The sequence below is a fragment of the Aliidiomarina taiwanensis genome (genome assembly GCF_003987015.1).
GTDB lineage: Bacteria > Pseudomonadota > Gammaproteobacteria > Enterobacterales > Alteromonadaceae > Aliidiomarina > Aliidiomarina taiwanensis.
Genome location: NZ_PIPQ01000001.1, coordinates 424,802 through 440,149, shown reverse-complemented (window position 1 = coordinate 440,149; position 15,348 = coordinate 424,802). Strand labels below are relative to the sequence as shown.

12 protein-coding genes are annotated in these 15,348 nt (G+C 48.1%); all 12 read right to left on the bottom strand.

Annotated elements, in window-relative coordinates:
• Positions 1–3: 3 nt before the first annotated feature.
• On the bottom strand, positions 4–681 hold the full coding sequence (locus CWE15_RS02015) for a histidine phosphatase family protein (protein ID WP_126756380.1): 678 nt from the start codon (positions 679–681) through the stop codon (positions 4–6).
• Positions 682–1,761 carry a phosphotransferase family protein gene (locus CWE15_RS02010; RefSeq protein ID WP_126756379.1) on the bottom strand — a complete coding sequence of 360 codons (1,080 nt, stop codon included), beginning with the start codon at positions 1,759–1,761 and terminating at the stop codon, positions 682–684. It lies immediately after the preceding gene.
• Positions 1,758–2,987, bottom strand: coding sequence for an acyl-CoA dehydrogenase family protein (locus CWE15_RS02005; RefSeq protein ID WP_126756378.1), 1,230 nt, complete (start codon positions 2,985–2,987; stop codon positions 1,758–1,760). Before CWE15_RS02005 ends, CWE15_RS02010 begins: the two co-directional genes overlap by 4 nt.
• A gap of 5 nt (positions 2,988–2,992) precedes the next feature.
• Entirely contained in the window at positions 2,993–3,535 is a 543-nt protein-coding gene (locus CWE15_RS02000; RefSeq protein ID WP_157980696.1) for a cyclic nucleotide-binding domain-containing protein, read from the bottom strand.
• A gap of 114 nt (positions 3,536–3,649) precedes the next feature.
• Complete coding sequence (locus CWE15_RS01995; RefSeq protein WP_126756376.1) at positions 3,650–4,543, bottom strand: prenyltransferase; 894 nt, start codon at positions 4,541–4,543, stop codon at positions 3,650–3,652.
• 29 nt (positions 4,544–4,572) lie between these two features.
• A complete protein-coding gene (locus CWE15_RS01990) occupies positions 4,573–6,087 on the bottom strand; it encodes a hypothetical protein (RefSeq protein ID WP_126756375.1) in 1,515 nt (504 codons plus the stop codon).
• A gap of 124 nt (positions 6,088–6,211) precedes the next feature.
• Complete coding sequence (sucD, locus tag CWE15_RS01985; RefSeq protein ID WP_126756374.1) at positions 6,212–7,084, bottom strand: succinate--CoA ligase subunit alpha; 873 nt, start codon at positions 7,082–7,084, stop codon at positions 6,212–6,214.
• Positions 7,084–8,250, bottom strand: a complete 1,167-nt coding sequence (sucC, locus tag CWE15_RS01980; protein ID WP_126756373.1) for an ADP-forming succinate--CoA ligase subunit beta — start codon at positions 8,248–8,250, stop codon at positions 7,084–7,086. Before sucC ends, sucD begins: the two co-directional genes overlap by 1 nt.
• A gap of 144 nt (positions 8,251–8,394) precedes the next feature.
• Positions 8,395–9,900, bottom strand: coding sequence for a 2-oxoglutarate dehydrogenase complex dihydrolipoyllysine-residue succinyltransferase (gene odhB / locus CWE15_RS01975; RefSeq protein ID WP_126756372.1), 1,506 nt, complete (start codon positions 9,898–9,900; stop codon positions 8,395–8,397).
• Between the two features lie 15 nt (positions 9,901–9,915).
• Positions 9,916–12,717, bottom strand: a complete 2,802-nt coding sequence (locus CWE15_RS01970; RefSeq protein ID WP_126756371.1) for a 2-oxoglutarate dehydrogenase E1 component — start codon at positions 12,715–12,717, stop codon at positions 9,916–9,918.
• 137 nt (positions 12,718–12,854) lie between these two features.
• Complete coding sequence (locus tag CWE15_RS01965; protein ID WP_126756370.1) at positions 12,855–13,568, bottom strand: succinate dehydrogenase iron-sulfur subunit; 714 nt, start codon at positions 13,566–13,568, stop codon at positions 12,855–12,857.
• A gap of 15 nt (positions 13,569–13,583) precedes the next feature.
• Entirely contained in the window at positions 13,584–15,344 is a 1,761-nt protein-coding gene (gene sdhA / locus CWE15_RS01960) for a succinate dehydrogenase flavoprotein subunit (RefSeq protein ID WP_126756369.1), read from the bottom strand.
• Positions 15,345–15,348: the final 4 nt, after the last annotated feature.

Here is a 15,348-nt window from a genome sequence, read left to right as displayed (position 1 = left end):
ACCTTAAATATAACTCAGTAAATGCTCGTACTTACCGGCTAAGTGGCCATGCTCATTAAAGCTTAACAGCTGTCGTTGCTCTTGGTGTAAAGCAAAGCGCGTTATACTGGTGTTCACCACTTTTTGATTCAGTTGAATAAGCTGTTCTGCCCGGCAGTCGAGTGCCCGCATCACGGAAAGTGAAATAGGACCACCCGATGTAAACACCCACACCTTTCTATGCTGTGCTGTGAGCTTTGCTAATGTTTCCCAAGCAGCCTGCACTCGAGCAGAAAAACCAGCCCAGTTCTCATGGTAAAAAGAAGCATCTGCATGGGTTTGCCAGTAACGGACAGCTTTCACAAACACCGGCAAGAGCCGCTTCGGCTCTTTCGACAAGACATCCTCCAGAAACTCTGGGTACAGTGCCACAAACTGCTGTAAAACATCCCGATGATCAAACTCATTCCATTGGGCATCGGCAACCCGCTGTGGTTGTGTACCCAACCCCTGTGTAAAGGCGTCGAGGGACTGGATATGGCGTTTCAAGGTACCATGCACAACACAGTCAAGCTGCTCTTCCCGAGCCTGCACCAATTCACCCAATGCTTGCGCTTGCTGCGCGCCCAAGGGCGAGAGCTGGTCGTAGTCGTCGGCCGCAAAGGAAGCTTGGCCATGGCGTACTAAAGTGATCAGTGCCATTCATCGGGCCCCTTGCTTTATGCGGCGATTCGCCCGCCACTGTAAATAACGCACCACAAACCAAAAGTTCTTAAAAGCTGGGTTGCGGGTTTGCTTGTGGTAATAGCGATAGTAAATTTGTTGGGCAATGACCGACAAACGGAACAAACCAAATACCTCATAGAAGGTCATGTCCACATGGTCTTGTCCAGTTTTATCACAGTAATAATCAATCACCTGCTGCCGCGTAAGCATTCCCTTCAGGTGTGTTGGCTGGCGGCGTGTAGCACGGGCTATGCGGTCGTCATCGGCTTGTACCCAATAAGCCAACATGTTTCCGACTTCCATTAGGGGGTCGCCTATAGTCGCCAGTTCCCAATCGAGCACCGCCAGAATGTTTGTCGGGTCCTTTGGATCGAGAATGAGGTTATCAAAGCGAAAGTCATTATGAGTCATGCAAAGACTTTCTTGGCTTGGCATATGGTCTTCAAGCCAGTGCATTAAGCGCGTCGCCCGCGGTACATTCCACGTGCGTGATTGTTGGTAACGCTGATTCCACCCCGTCACTTGTCGGGCAACAAACCCGCTGCCTTTGCCTAAATGAGCCAGGTTTGCAGCCTCAATGTCCACTTGGTGCAATTGAATTAGGGTGTCCAGCATGTTTTCACACAGCCTGTGCACCTGGTTTTCAGCGAGCGTAACAGGGCGAGGAAAGTTTTTTCGAGGAATGATGCCAGCAATACGCTCCATGACATAAAAGTCTGTACCTATGAATGAAGTATCAGAACAATAGTCTACCATGGGTGGGATCGGGCTAAACTGAGGTTTCAGGGCTTGTTGAATACGAAATTCACGTTCCATATTGTGGGCCGACTTGGCTTTCGTGCCAAGCGGCGGGCGCCGCAGAATATAGTCTCCGTTGCTATAGGCTAAACGGTAGGTCCAGTTGGACGCACCCCCCGTAAATTGAGTCACCTCCGGGCTGCCTATTAACTCAGGATGACGCGCTTTGAGCCAAGTGTCTACCGCCGCTTCATCGAAACTCTCTGCTTCCCGAACAGGCTCACCAAGATCAATCCCCTGTGCTTTCCCTGCGGTCACACAGCACCTCCAGTGTACTTTCGGAGTTCTTGACGCAATACCGTGGCTTCATGCACTTCGTCTGGGCCATCGGCTAAACGAAGCGCCCGAGCAAGTGCAAACAACCCCGTAAGCGGGTGGTCGTTACTTAAGCCCGCTCCACCATGTATCTGTATTGCATCGTCTACCACTGCTTGCAACACATTCGGCACCACCACTTTAATACCGGCTATTTCACTGGCGGCACCCCGGGCCCCCGCCTCATCAATAAGGGCAGCAGTATGCAAGGTATACAAGCGAGCTTGATCAATCGCCATACGGTGTCGCGCAATCCGAGAACCGTTGTCGCCTAACTGCAAGAGCGGTTGGCCAAAGGCAATTCGCTCTTGGCTGCGTTGAATCAGAAGTTCCAAGGCCAACTCAGCGGCTCCAAGCGCGCGCATGCAATGATGCACACGCCCGGGTCCAAGTCGCCCTTGAGCAATGGCAAAGCCTGCACCTAAAGCTTGAATGACATTCTCTTTCGGTACCCGCACCTGGTCAAAACGAACTTGCCCGTGCCCATAGGGAGCATCGTACTCTGAAAACACCGGCAACATTCGCTCAATCGTCACCCCAGGGGTGTCTAAGGGCACCAGCACCATGGAGTGCCGCTCGTGCCGAGGGGCTTCTGGGTCCGATAAACCCATCACAATCGCCACCTGGGCTTCGGGGTGACCAAGACCTGTCGTCCACCACTTGCAACCATCAATCACCACGTCGTCACCGTCCGCTACAATGCGCGTTTCCATATTGGTTGCATCGGAGCTTGCCACGGCTGGCTCAGTCATAGCGAACACCGAGCGAATACGGCCTTCAAGCAAGGGCACAAGCCACTTCTTTTTTTGCTTATCGCTACCAAAGTAATGCAACACTTCCATATTGCCTGTGTCTGGCGCATTGCAGTTAAATATTTCTGGTGCGAGGAAGCTGCGTCCCATCTGCTCGGCTAGATGCGCATAAGCCGAGGTAGAAAGCCCTTTACCAAAGGTTTCATCGGGCAAAAAAAAGTTCCACAGACCTTCTGCTTTTGCCTGTTGCTTCAGTTCGGCAACATGGGGGTGTATTTGCCAAGACTGCCAGTTTTCATGGTGGTTCGTTTTACGATTCCATTGCTGGTACTCTGCTTCAAAGGGGGTAATATGCTCACGCATGAAGTGTTTAACACGCTCAAGCCAATGGCTCGCTCTTTCGGAAGGCTTCCACATATCAGTTACTCTTTATGGTTATTATTGTCAGTAGCTTCTTGGCCCGACGCCTCGGACGCTTCCCGTTCATTGCGTTTTGCCAAGCTCAGCTTGTGTTTTACCAAGTCTAAATTTAGCTGTTCAACGCGCTGTTGCAGGCCTTCTATCATTTTGTCTTTCACTAACTCGCGGGCATAAATGGGTAAGCGGCGAAACGTGTCTGCCGTAATACGCATGACAATTAGGTCGCTTGTTGCTAACACCGAGGCGGTTCGTTCTTCTCGGGTGACAAAAGCGACCTCGCCGACAAATTGGCCTGGCCCTACTTCACCTACCAAAATATCGTCTTTATACACGCGCGCTTGGCCACTCATAATGATGTAGATGCTATACTCAGGCTCCCCTTGCTCAATAAACAAGGTTCCTTCCCGAACCAAATGGAATAAGCCACGAACACGAGCAAACACGCCTTTGTCGTCGGTACTAAGAGATTTAAACAAAGGGACACGGCTTAGTAGCTCTACGGCTCTGAGCTCTGAAATTGAATTGATTGCTTGTGTTTTAGCCACTCTGTACCTCAGCTTGCTACTTGGTATAGGAGTTAACCTACGAACAGGTCTCCCCTCAAAACCATAACACAAGTTTTTAACAAGTACATACGCGCTAGAAGGAAAGGGCTATGCTTACCACCACGCCCAAAATAAGCCTGCTATTAATAACAGCAGAAACGCATGGATAAAAACAACGTTCAAACCCAAATAAGGCGTGAGCTTGAGAACGCTTCCTTTGTTTTTATAAATACCTGGCAAAAGCAGATATAGCAAAGGTGCACACAGAAATACCAATGTACTTTGCAGTGGGAGCCAGCTTAATAGTACCGCCACGCCAACCAATATGAAGCAGAGCACATAATGGAACGCTAATAGCACGGTGCAGCGCGCTTTCCCCCAAACAATAGGGAGCGTGCGACGACCTACTTTGAAGTCTGCATCTGCGTCTGGAAACTGGTTCAGCAAGAGCAAATTGTTCACCAGCAGGGCCACCACAGCGCCAAGCAACCAAGCACCGGGTGTCAACTGTTGGTAGAACACCCATATAGCACCTAAGGTCATAAAGAAGCCAAAGCCGATACCTGGAGCCATTAAACAAACAATGGGTAACCTATTTATATGCTGAGTATAGGTGTAGATAATCAGAACACCTGGCACCCCAATGAGTAACAAAGGCCACCCCATAATAGCTGTGAGCGCTAAGCCAGAGCAAACAACAACCAGCAAGCTCAGCCAAGCAAAAACATAGGCTATGCGTGCTTTTTCGGGCGCTTTTACTAGGGTCCCACTGCCACCGCTGAAGGGGGTTTTAGGCGTTATTTTGTCCAGCCCTGAACGAAAGTCGAAATACTCATTAAAGGCGTTTACACTCATATGAGCTCCAAAAGCCACCAAGCACACGAAGAGCAGTGGTAACAAGGCTACGCTGGCCCCTTGCTGTATGGCATAAGCCATCGCTAACAGTACACACAGTAAAGTGAGGGTGAGAAAGTTTAAGCGTGCAACACCCTTCATGGTTTTTAACACAAGAGAACCTCGTTAATGGAACGGTGGGCCTAATCGTCCACCGTTATAAACTTACCGATAATATCAAACAGGCCGAACTTAAAGCGGCCAATGCGCACGAGACAGCGCCACCCTAAGTAAGCCGCCAAGGCTGACTTCCAAAGTAGGTTAGCGTTCACATAAATAACGGTCACTACTTGCGCCCATTGAAAGCTTGTAACCAGAGCAGTAAAGTTCGGGTTGAAATCGAACATCACCGTGCCCGATAACGCCAAGACAACCCCAAAAAGAACGGCTTCTACAATCACAATATATAAAAACTTCGGGAAGGTACCAAAGCGCTCTATATCAATATTGAGGGAGCTATGCTTAAACTGGAATGCAAACTGTTTGAGCCGCGTAAATGTACGCCATGTTGCAAAAAGCACCACCCCTAGTTTAACAACAAGCGGTGCCGAAGCCCAAACTTGGCTAAGCATACCGACAAGTTGCAAGCCAGTCACTAACTCAAAGAATGGCGAGTTAAACCCAAGTAAGAAGCCCCCCAACAGGGTTAAGCCAATAAACGCGATGATCAACTCAACGGCCGCTACGTAGGCAATGCGTAATGGCAGTGGCCACAGGTGTTCTTTATTAAATGTAAATCGAAATAAAGGTTGTAGCTGCGCATGAGCCCACGTCTGTTGAAAGGCCTCGCTGTGACGCCAGCTAGCAGCACTCGGGTATTCTATAGTCTGCTCACCTTGGTGGTCGTTAATATTAAATACTTGGTCCCAGCCATACAGTACGTAACTTGCAGCATGTTTCACCAGCACAAAAAGCAACGGCAACACAATAAGAATAATTGCTAAGTACAATGGCAGTGTGTGCTTAAACAACGTGAAGGTCAGCGCAGAAAAGACCACTACAGCCACATAGTAAGCTGGAGACTTAGCCCCTGGTTTTATTTGGCGTATCCACACATTTTGAGTCTCTGCCTTGCTAGACCGACTCGCCCCAGGCGCAAACCGCTTGTCTCTGTCCCCTATTGCCTCAGAACAAAAAGCGAAAATAAAGTAACACAAGACAAACGTAAGGCCGGCGAGCACACTTGAGCCTTCAAAGGCCGCCACTATATTTGCAAATGTTAGTAAATTAACCAGGATCAACAAAACCTTTTCGGCCGGGCTAACCCCAGACCCTTGTGCCCATTCACTGAACCCAAGTTCACTGACATGACTCACTTGCGTCAGCAGCGAAATGACAAGTCCTACTAAAACAATATTGAGATAGTATTTTTTGAAAAAGCCCGTTAATTCATAACTAAAGTGTTCAGGCCGCACCTCACCGTCATACACATAAAGCATGAACCGGTTCAGTAACAATTGAACCACAGCTAATAAAAAGAAGGGCCAAGCGAGAAAAGAAAGGAAGTCTGTTATCCGAATACTAAGAAACTGCAACCAACCTGTGGTTTCGGGAATCAATGAAACGTAATGATTCTCTATCCAGAAAAAAAACAACACCCCACATACCAGTAAAATACGCCGGTTCAAGTGCGCTAAATATAAACGATATACATCCATCGTTCCCGCCTTTTTGCTATGTTAAGAAGTAGTAAAGAGCACACCTTTATACTCTGCTAAGCAACTGATTTCAAATTAAATAAAAAAGGCTCCCGAAGGAGCCTTTGTTGAAAATAAGCTGTACTTACCAGCCTGTCTTCTCACGTAATGCTTTGCCAATGTCAGCAAGGCTACGTACTGTTTTAACACCTGCGTCTTCAAGGGCTGCAAACTTCTCGTCCGCTGTACCTTGACCGCCAGAGATAATAGCACCGGCGTGGCCCATGCGCTTACCTGGAGGAGCAGTAACACCTGCAATGTAAGAAACAACCGGCTTGGTTACATTGTGTTTAATGTACTCAGCGGCTTCTTCTTCTGCAGTTCCACCAATTTCACCAATCATAACAATGGCTTCTGTTGCTGGGTCTTTTTCAAACAGCTCTAAAATATCAATAAAGCTTGAACCTGGAATTGGGTCGCCACCAATACCTACACAGGTCGACTGGCCAAAACCTTCGTCTGTGGTTTGCTTCACGGCTTCATAGGTCAAGGTACCTGAGCGCGAAACAATACCGACTTTACCCGGCTTATGAATATGACCAGGCATAATACCAATCTTACACTCACCCGGAGTAATAACACCTGGGCAGTTTGGACCAATCATGCGTACGCCTTTGTGCTCTAGGTATTCTTTCACAAAGAGCATGTCCATTGTTGGAATGCCTTCTGTGATACAAACGATAAGCTCAATACCCGCGTCTGCAGCTTCTACGATAGAGTCTTTACAGAAAGGTGCTGGCACGTAGATAACAGACGCTGTCGCACCTGTTGCTTCTACTGCTTCACGTACTGTGTTGAATACAGGCAAACCTAAATGCGTTTGGCCACCTTTACCTGGCGTTACACCGCCAACCATTTGTGTACCATACTCAATGGCTTGCTCTGAGTGGAACGTACCTTGACCGCCAGTAAAGCCCTGGCAGATTACTTTGGTGTTTTTATCGATCAAGATAGACATTATTGACCTCCTGCCGCAGCAACCACTTTATCAGCAGCGTCAGACAAGCTTTCTGCTGCAATAATGTTTAGGTCGCTTTCTTCTAGTTTCTGACGTCCTAGCTCTGCGTTGTTACCTTCGAGGCGCACAACCACAGGCACATTCACGCCAACTTCTTCAACTGCGCCGATAATACCTTCCGCAATCATGTCACAACGCACGATACCACCGAAGATATTCACTAAAACGGCTTTAACAGCAGTGTCAGACAAGATAATTTTAAATGCTTCCGTTACACGTTCTTTCGTAGCACCGCCACCAACGTCTAGGAAGTTTGCAGGGTCGCCACCGTGAAGTTTCACAATGTCCATGGTACCCATAGCTAAACCAGCACCATTCACCATGCAACCAATGTTACCGTCAAGAGCAACATAGTTTAGTTCAAACTGAGCAGCTTCAGCTTCACGCGCGTCTTCTTGTGACGGGTCGTGCATTTCTCTGATTTTTGGCTGACGGTATAGTGCGTTGCTGTCGATGTTGATCTTTCCATCAAGGCAGTGCAATTTACCTTCGTCCGTAATAACAAGCGGGTTGATTTCTAGTAGAGCGAAATCATACTGCTCAAACATGTTAGCTAAACCTAAGAAAATCTTAGTAAACTCTTTAACTTGAGTTGGGTTTAGACCAAGTTTGAACGCAAGCTCACGACCTTGGTATGGCTGAGGGCCAACCGTTGGGTCAATGATCGCTTTTAAAATTTTCTCTGGTGTTTCTTCAGCAACTTGCTCAATTTCAACACCACCTTCAGTGGACGCCATGAACACAATTTTACGTGTCGCACGGTCAACAACAGCACCTAGGTAAAGTTCTTGGGCAATGTCTGTGCAGCTTTCAACTAAAATTTTAGCAACCGGCTGGCCTTTTTCATCTGTTTGGTACGTGACTAAGTTTTTACCAACCCAGTTGTCTGCAAATGCACGTACTTCGTCTAGGCTCGAGACGAGCTTAACGCCACCAGCTTTACCGCGGCCACCTGCGTGTACCTGACATTTAACGACCCATTTGTCGCCACCAATTTTTTTAGCTGCTTCTACAGCCTCGTCAGCTGTGTCGACTGCGTATCCATCAGATACAGGCAGGCCGAACTCTCTGAAAAGCTGCTTTGCTTGATACTCATGCAAATTCATTATGCTTGTTCCATCTGTTCATTCAAAATGAAAGCAACCGTGGCTTTACACCCTAGCTACTTACCCGAATTTCGAGGCACATTATACGTTTTTATGCCTGAAAATGACAGCGGCAGACGAAATGCTGCCGCTGTACAAGTGCTGTTAGATATCCAACAACAAACGTTGTGGATCTTCGAGCAGGTTTTTCACGGTGACAAGGAAGCCAACCGATTCTTTTCCATCAATAATTCTATGGTCGTACGATAACGCCAAGTACATCATTGGTAGAACTTCAACCTTGCCATCAACAACCATGGCGCGGTCTTGGATTTTGTGCATACCTAAAATAGCACTTTGTGGTGGGTTCAAAATAGGCGTTGAAAGCAACGAACCAAAAACACCACCGTTGGTGATAGTAAAGTTACCACCTAACATTTCGTCTAAGGTTAACTTGCCGTCACGGCCTTTCAGTGCAAGCTCTTTAATGCCTGACTCAATTTCTGCAAGGCTTAGTGTGTCAGCGTCGCGCAGTACAGGTGTAACAAGACCACGCGGGGTTGAAACAGCAATACTCACGTCGAAATAGTTGTGATACACAATGTCGTCGCCGTCAATGGATGCATTGACTTCAGGGAAGCGTTTCAGGGCTTCAACAACGGCTTTCACGTAGAAGGACATAAAGCCTAAGCGTGTGCCATGACGCTCTTCAAATTCTTTTTGGTACGTTTTACGAAGATCCATAATAGGCTTCATGTTCACTTCGTTAAACGTCGTTAACATGGCCGTTGAGTTCTTCGCTTCAAGGAGACGTGTGGCAATTGTTTTACGTAATCGCGTCATAGGAACACGTTTTTGTGTACGGTTACCACTTACCGTTTGTGGCGCAGCAGCTGCTTCAGGAGCTGCCTTGCTTTGACCTGCAGACTTCACATGCTTCTCCACATCTTCTTTCGTAATACGACCGTCTTTACCTGTACCCTTCACATCACTTGCGTTAAGGCCATGCTCGGCAAGCAAACGACGCACAGAAGGAGAAACCGCGTCTGAGCTTTCTTTTTCTGCTGATTCAGTCGCTTCGCTTTCAGCAGCCTTCGCTGGTGCACTTGCACCTTTCACAAGCTTACCGATAACGTCGTGACCAACCACGTTGGCACCTTCGTCGTGAATAATTTCACCAAGCACACCATCCGCTTCGGCGACGACTTCAAGTACTACTTTATCGGTTTCTATGTCCACCAAGTTTTGGTCGCGGCTGACTGCTTCACCCGCTTTTACATGCCAAGTGGCAACCGTAGCTTCCGCAACCGACTCAGGCAGCTCTGGAACTTTTACGTCCACCTCTTCGCCACCCGATGTAGCGTCAGCTTCTTCACTTGCTGGTGCGTCGTCTTTTTCAGAGGACGCCTCTGCTGGCTTGCTTTCGCCTTTAGCGCCTGCTTCAAGCGTACCAATCACTTGTTGGCCTTCTACTGTGTCGCCTTCAGCTGCACTAATTTTACCAATCACACCATCAGCTTCTGCTACAACCTCTAAAACAACTTTATCGGTTTCAATATCCACCAGGTTTTGGTCGCGGCTTACAGTGTCGCCTTCTTTTACGTGCCAGGTCGCAACTGTGCCGTCGGCAACAGACTCTGGTAATTCAGGTACTTTAATTTCAATCGCCATGTGTTTTCTCACCTGTTAAATGCTTAGTGCTTCGTTGACAAGTTTATCTTGCTGTTCTTTATGAACCGATGCATATCCTACTGCTGGGGATGAAGACGCAGCACGGCCCGCATATGTCAAACGAGCACCGCTAGGAATTGCTTCTCGGAAATGGTGTTGGCTCGAATACCAAGCACCTTGGTTTTGTGGCTCTTCTTGACACCAAACAAAGTCTTCAACATGTTGATATTCTTTCAGAACCTCTGCCATTTCCGCATGTGGGAATGGGTACAGCTGTTCAACACGAACTATAGCAACATTGTCTTGTTTTGCTTTTCTGCGTGCAGCGACTAAGTCGTAGTACACCTTACCGCTACAAAATACAACGCGCTTCACCTTCTTCGAGTCAAGTGCGTCCGTTTCGCCGATGACATTATGGAACACCCCTTCTGCTAAATCTTCCAGAGAAGAAACAGCTTCAGGATGACGCAGCAATGACTTCGGTGTCATCACAATCAAAGGTCTGCGAACAGGACGTAATTGCTGACGACGAATCATATTAAATACTTGCGCCGGTGTGGTCGGAATACAGACTGACCAGTTATGGTCGGCTGAAAGCTGTAAAAAACGTTCCAGACGTGCTGAGCTGTGTTCTGGACCTTGCCCTTCATAACCATGAGGTAGCAATAGCGTTAAACCACAGAGGCGGCCCCACTTTTGCTCTCCCGAGCTTAGGAACTGGTCAATAACAACCTGAGCACCGTTGGCAAAGTCACCAAACTGAGCTTCCCACATCACCAAAGTGTGCGGTTCAGCGGTGGCATAACCATATTCAAACGCCATGACAGCTGCTTCAGAAAGCACTGAGTCATAAATTTCAGCGGGAGCTTGGTCGTCTGCAACATGTTGCAGCGGCGTGTAGGTTTCTGCATCTGTTTGGTTGTGCAGTACCGCATGACGGTGGAAGAATGTTCCTCGACCACAGTCTTGACCGGTTAAGCGAATGGCTTGGCCTGCCTTTACTAACGAAGCATACGCTAAGGTTTCACCCATACCCCAGTCGAGGTCGCGCTCGCCAGCCGCCATTTTAACTCGCTCGTCGTAAGCACGGTTCACACGACTATTCAGTTTAAAACCTTCCGGCAAGGTAGTCACTTTCTTGCCTAGTTCCTTTAGTTCATCAACTGTAATCGATGCGTCGTACTCTGCGTCCCAGTCTTTATCAATAAAAGAAGCCCAGTCCGAAGAATGAGACTCCATCGGACGCCACTCATCGACAACGCACTCACCTACATCAAGTGCGTCACGGTAATGACTGACCAGTTCTTTTACGTCGCTTTCTTTTACAATGTTTTGTGAAATCAAGCGCTGTGCATAAATTTCACGCGGCACCGGGTGCTTCTTGATTTTCTGATACATTAACGGTTGCGTTGCATTCGGCTCGTCTGCTTCGTTATGTCCGTGACGACGGTAACAAACAAGGTCAATCACAACGTCACGCTTAAAGGTATTGCGGTAGTCCACCGCAAGTTGTGCAACAAACAGAACGGCTTCAGGATCATCAGCGTTCACGTGGAAAATAGGCGCTTGGACCATTTTCGCAATGTCAGTACAGTACTGTGTAGAGCGCGCATCTTCTTGCTTAGACGTCGTAAAGCCAACTTGGTTATTGACTACCACACGCACACTACCGCCTACACCGTAAGCGCGAGTTTGAGACAAGTTAAATGTTTCTTGAACAATACCCTGGCCGGCAATGGCTGCGTCACCATGAATGGTAATGGGTAAGGCTAAGCTACCATCTTTACAACCACGGCGGTCCATGCGCGCGCGCACAGAGCCCATCACCACGGGGTTTACAATTTCTAAATGCGACGGGTTAAAAGCCAATGCTAAGTGCACATTGCCACCGTCGGTTTCAAAGTCTGACGAGAAGCCCATATGGTACTTCACATCACCCGCTTTGTCCGTGGAGCTCTTTCCTGCGAACTCGTCGAACAGCTCTTTCGGCTGTTTACCCAGCACGTTAACCAGCACGTTCAAACGACCACGGTGCGCCATACCAATCACGACTTCTTTCGAGCCCGCTTCACCAGCACGGCGAATAAGCGACTTCAAAAGTGGCACTAAGGCGTCGCCGCCTTCAAGTGAGAACCGCTTCGCACCTGGGAACTTAGAGCCTAAGTACTTTTCAAGGCCATCTGCAGCTACAAGCTCTTTTAACGCACGCTTACGCTCCTCGGCGCTAAAGCTTGGCTTTCCAAGTTGCGTTTCAAGACGTTGCTGAATCCAACGCTTCTCTTTGGTGGAAACAATATGCATATACTCTGCACCAATTGAACCGCAGTAAATGGACTCAAGGGCAGCATGGATTTCACTTAACTTGGCCGTTTCTTTGCCAATTTGCAGTGAACCCACATTAAATTCTTTGTCGAGGTCTTCTTTGCCTAAGTTATGGTGACTTAAAGACAAGTCCGCAACTGTTTCTTGCTTCCATAAACCAAGCGGGTCAAGGTTTGCATGCTGATGACCACGGAAACGATAGGCGTTAATAAGCTGCAGAACACGCACTTGCTTTTCTGCTTCTTCAGAAGTGAGCTCGCCACCACCGACCTGCTTATATTTTGCTTTGGCTGCAGCACGAAACTGTTCGCGAATTTCACTATGCTTTACGTCCGCGTCTTCACTAGCAGGCAGCTGTTGGAATAGTTCACGCCATTCGGCTGGAACAGAGTTAGGGTCATCAAGGAAAAGCTCAAACAGCTCTTCGACATAGGCCGCGTTACCTCCGGCCAGAGGAGAGGATTCAATCCAGGCTTGCATCGCGCCTTCTTGCATTGTATTTCCTTTCTTCACGTGAACTTAGATAGACAACCAGTGACTATAATGTTCATTTAGCAAAAATAGCCGTCCCCAAGAGGACAGCTATTTTTAACATATTAGTCACAACTATTGATGAGTTGCACGATCATTCTTTATACCGCACGACTCAATAACATTGACTTAATTTGTCCAATCGCTTTGGTTGGGTTCAGTCCTTTTGGACATACCTGAACACAGTTCATAATGCCGTGGCAGCGGAATACGCTAAAGGCATCATCGAGGTCTGCTAGACGCTCTTCCGTTGCTGTGTCACGGCTGTCTGCTAGGAACCGGTACGCATTCAGAAGACCTGCCGGACCAATAAACTTGTCTGGGTTCCACCAGAACGAAGGACATGACGTTGAACAGCATGCACACAGTATACACTCATAAAGACCATCTAGTTTTGCGCGGTCTTCCGGGCTTTGTAGACGTTCACGTGCAGGCGGCTGCTTGTCGTCGTTCATTAAGTATGGCTTCACTTTTTCGTATTGTTCAAAGAACTGAGCCATATCAACAATTAAGTCACGAATAACTGGCAAACCCGGTAATGGGCGAATCACTACTTTCTTGCCTTTTAATGAAGACAAAGGCGTAATACAAGCCAGTCCATTCGTACCGTTCATATTTAAACCATCCGAGCCACATACTCCTTCACGACACGAACGGCGGAACGCTAATGTAGGGTCTTGCTCTTTTAAGAGTAGCAGAGCATCGAGAACCATCATATCGCGTTCTTTATCAACTTCTAGCGTGTATTCCTGCATACGTGGTTTCGTGTCCACTTCAGGATTATAACGATAGATTGAAAAGTTAATTTTTTTCATCGCTTTAAGACCCTCTTAATAAGTACGTGCAACGGGCGGGAACGCGTCACGCTCTTTCGGTGACATATTCACGTCGCGCGTACTCATTGATTCGTCTGTTGGGTTATACACAGTATGCACTAACCAGTTTTCGTCATCACGCTCTGGGAAGTCTGCACGGCTATGTGCACCACGGCTTTCCGTACGATAGTTAGCAGCTACTGCTGTGGAATACGCTGTTTCCATCAGGTTGTCTAACTCTAAGCACTCAATGCGCTGCGTGTTAAAGTCACTGCTGGTATCTGTTAAGCGTGCATTCTTCAGACGCTCACGTATTTCACTTAGCTCTTTCAGCCCTTCAGCCATCGCTTCACCTTCACGGAATACCGAGAAGTTTAACTGCATGCACTGTTGTAGGTCTTTACGAATTTGTACTGGGTCTTCACCTTTTTGTGTAGTGTTCCAGCGGTTTAGACGTGTCAACGCTGCTTCTAGGTCTGAATCGCTGGCTTGACGGGCTTCAAAGTTACCATCAAGGGTTTCGCCTAGCTGCTTACCAACAGCGCGACCAAACACAACCAGGTCAAGCAATGAGTTACCACCTAAGCGGTTGGCACCGTGTACCGACACGTTCGCAATTTCACCACAAGCGAATAATCCTGGAATTGGTTTGGTTTCGCCTTTTGCGTCAACATAGATAGCCTGACCTGTAACATCTGTTGGTACCCCACCCATCATATAGTGACACGTTGGGATAACTGGAATCGGCTCTTCTGCTGGGTCTACATGAGCAAAGGTTTTTGCTAAATCACATACACCGGGTAGGCGGCTTTCAAGTACTTCACGGCCTAAGTGGTCTAGTTTTAATAGACAGTGCGGGCCTAATGGGCCGTCTAAGCCACGGCCTTCACGTATTTCTGTCATCATGGAACGGGCGACCACGTCACGGGACGCTAAGTCTTTCGCATTTGGAGCATATCGCTCCATGAAACGCTCGCCGTCTTTATTTAGTAGGTAACCACCTTCACCGCGGCACCCTTCTGTTACAAGCGTACCTGCACCAGCAATACCCGTTGGGTGGAACTGCCACATTTCCATGTCCTGTAGCGGTACGCCTGCACGTAGCGCCATACCAATACCGTCACCTGTGTTAATGTGAGCGTTCGTGGTCGAGGCATAAATACGCCCTGCTCCACCCGTCGCTAACACCACAGCTTTCGACTTGATGTACGCGGTTTCACCGGTTTCAATGTCAATAGCGGTCACACCAACAATGGCGCCGTCTTGGTTTTTCACTAAGTCGAGTACAAACCACTCAGAGAAAATTGTGGTTTTGTTCTTCACGTTTTGTTGGTACAGCAAGTGAAGCATAGCGTGACCTGTACGGTCTGCTGCTGCGGCCGTACGAGCCGCTTGCTCACCGCCAAACTCTTTGGATTGACCACCAAACGGACGCTGGTACACTTTTCCGTTTTCAAAACGCGAGAAAGGTAAACCCATGTTTTCTAGTTCTAAAATAGCCTCAGGGCCACTCTTACACATGTATTCGATCGCGTCTTGGTCACCGATATAGTCGGAACCTTTGACCGTATCGAACATGTGCCACTGCCAATCGTCCTCGTGTGCATTACCAAGTGCAACGGTAATACCACCCTGCGCCGACACTGTATGCGAGCGAGTTGGGAAAACTTTGGACATCAGCGCACAGGTCATACCCTGTTGCGAAATCTGTAATGCTGCGCGCATTCCTGCGCCACCAGCGCCAATAACTACGGCGTCAAATTCAAGTACTTTCATGCTG

Coding starts and splice junctions, on each gene's coding strand:
- CWE15_RS02015 (WP_126756380.1), bottom strand. CDS start 681: ATGGCACTGATCACTTTAGTACGCCATGGCCAAGCTTCCTTTGCGGCC.
- CWE15_RS02005 (WP_126756378.1), bottom strand. CDS start 2,987: ATGTGGAAGCCTTCCGAAAGAGCGAGCCATTGGCTTGAGCGTGTTAAA.
- CWE15_RS01990 (WP_126756375.1), bottom strand. CDS start 6,087: ATGGATGTATATCGTTTATATTTAGCGCACTTGAACCGGCGTATTTTA.
- sucD (WP_126756374.1), bottom strand. CDS start 7,084: ATGTCTATCTTGATCGATAAAAACACCAAAGTAATCTGCCAGGGCTTT.
- sucC (WP_126756373.1), bottom strand. CDS start 8,250: ATGAATTTGCATGAGTATCAAGCAAAGCAGCTTTTCAGAGAGTTCGGC.
- odhB (WP_126756372.1), bottom strand. CDS start 9,900: ATGGCGATTGAAATTAAAGTACCTGAATTACCAGAGTCTGTTGCCGAC.
- CWE15_RS01970 (WP_126756371.1), bottom strand. CDS start 12,717: ATGCAAGAAGGCGCGATGCAAGCCTGGATTGAATCCTCTCCTCTGGCC.
- CWE15_RS01965 (WP_126756370.1), bottom strand. CDS start 13,568: ATGAAAAAAATTAACTTTTCAATCTATCGTTATAATCCTGAAGTGGAC.
- sdhA (WP_126756369.1), bottom strand. CDS start 15,344: ATGAAAGTACTTGAATTTGACGCCGTAGTTATTGGCGCTGGTGGCGCA.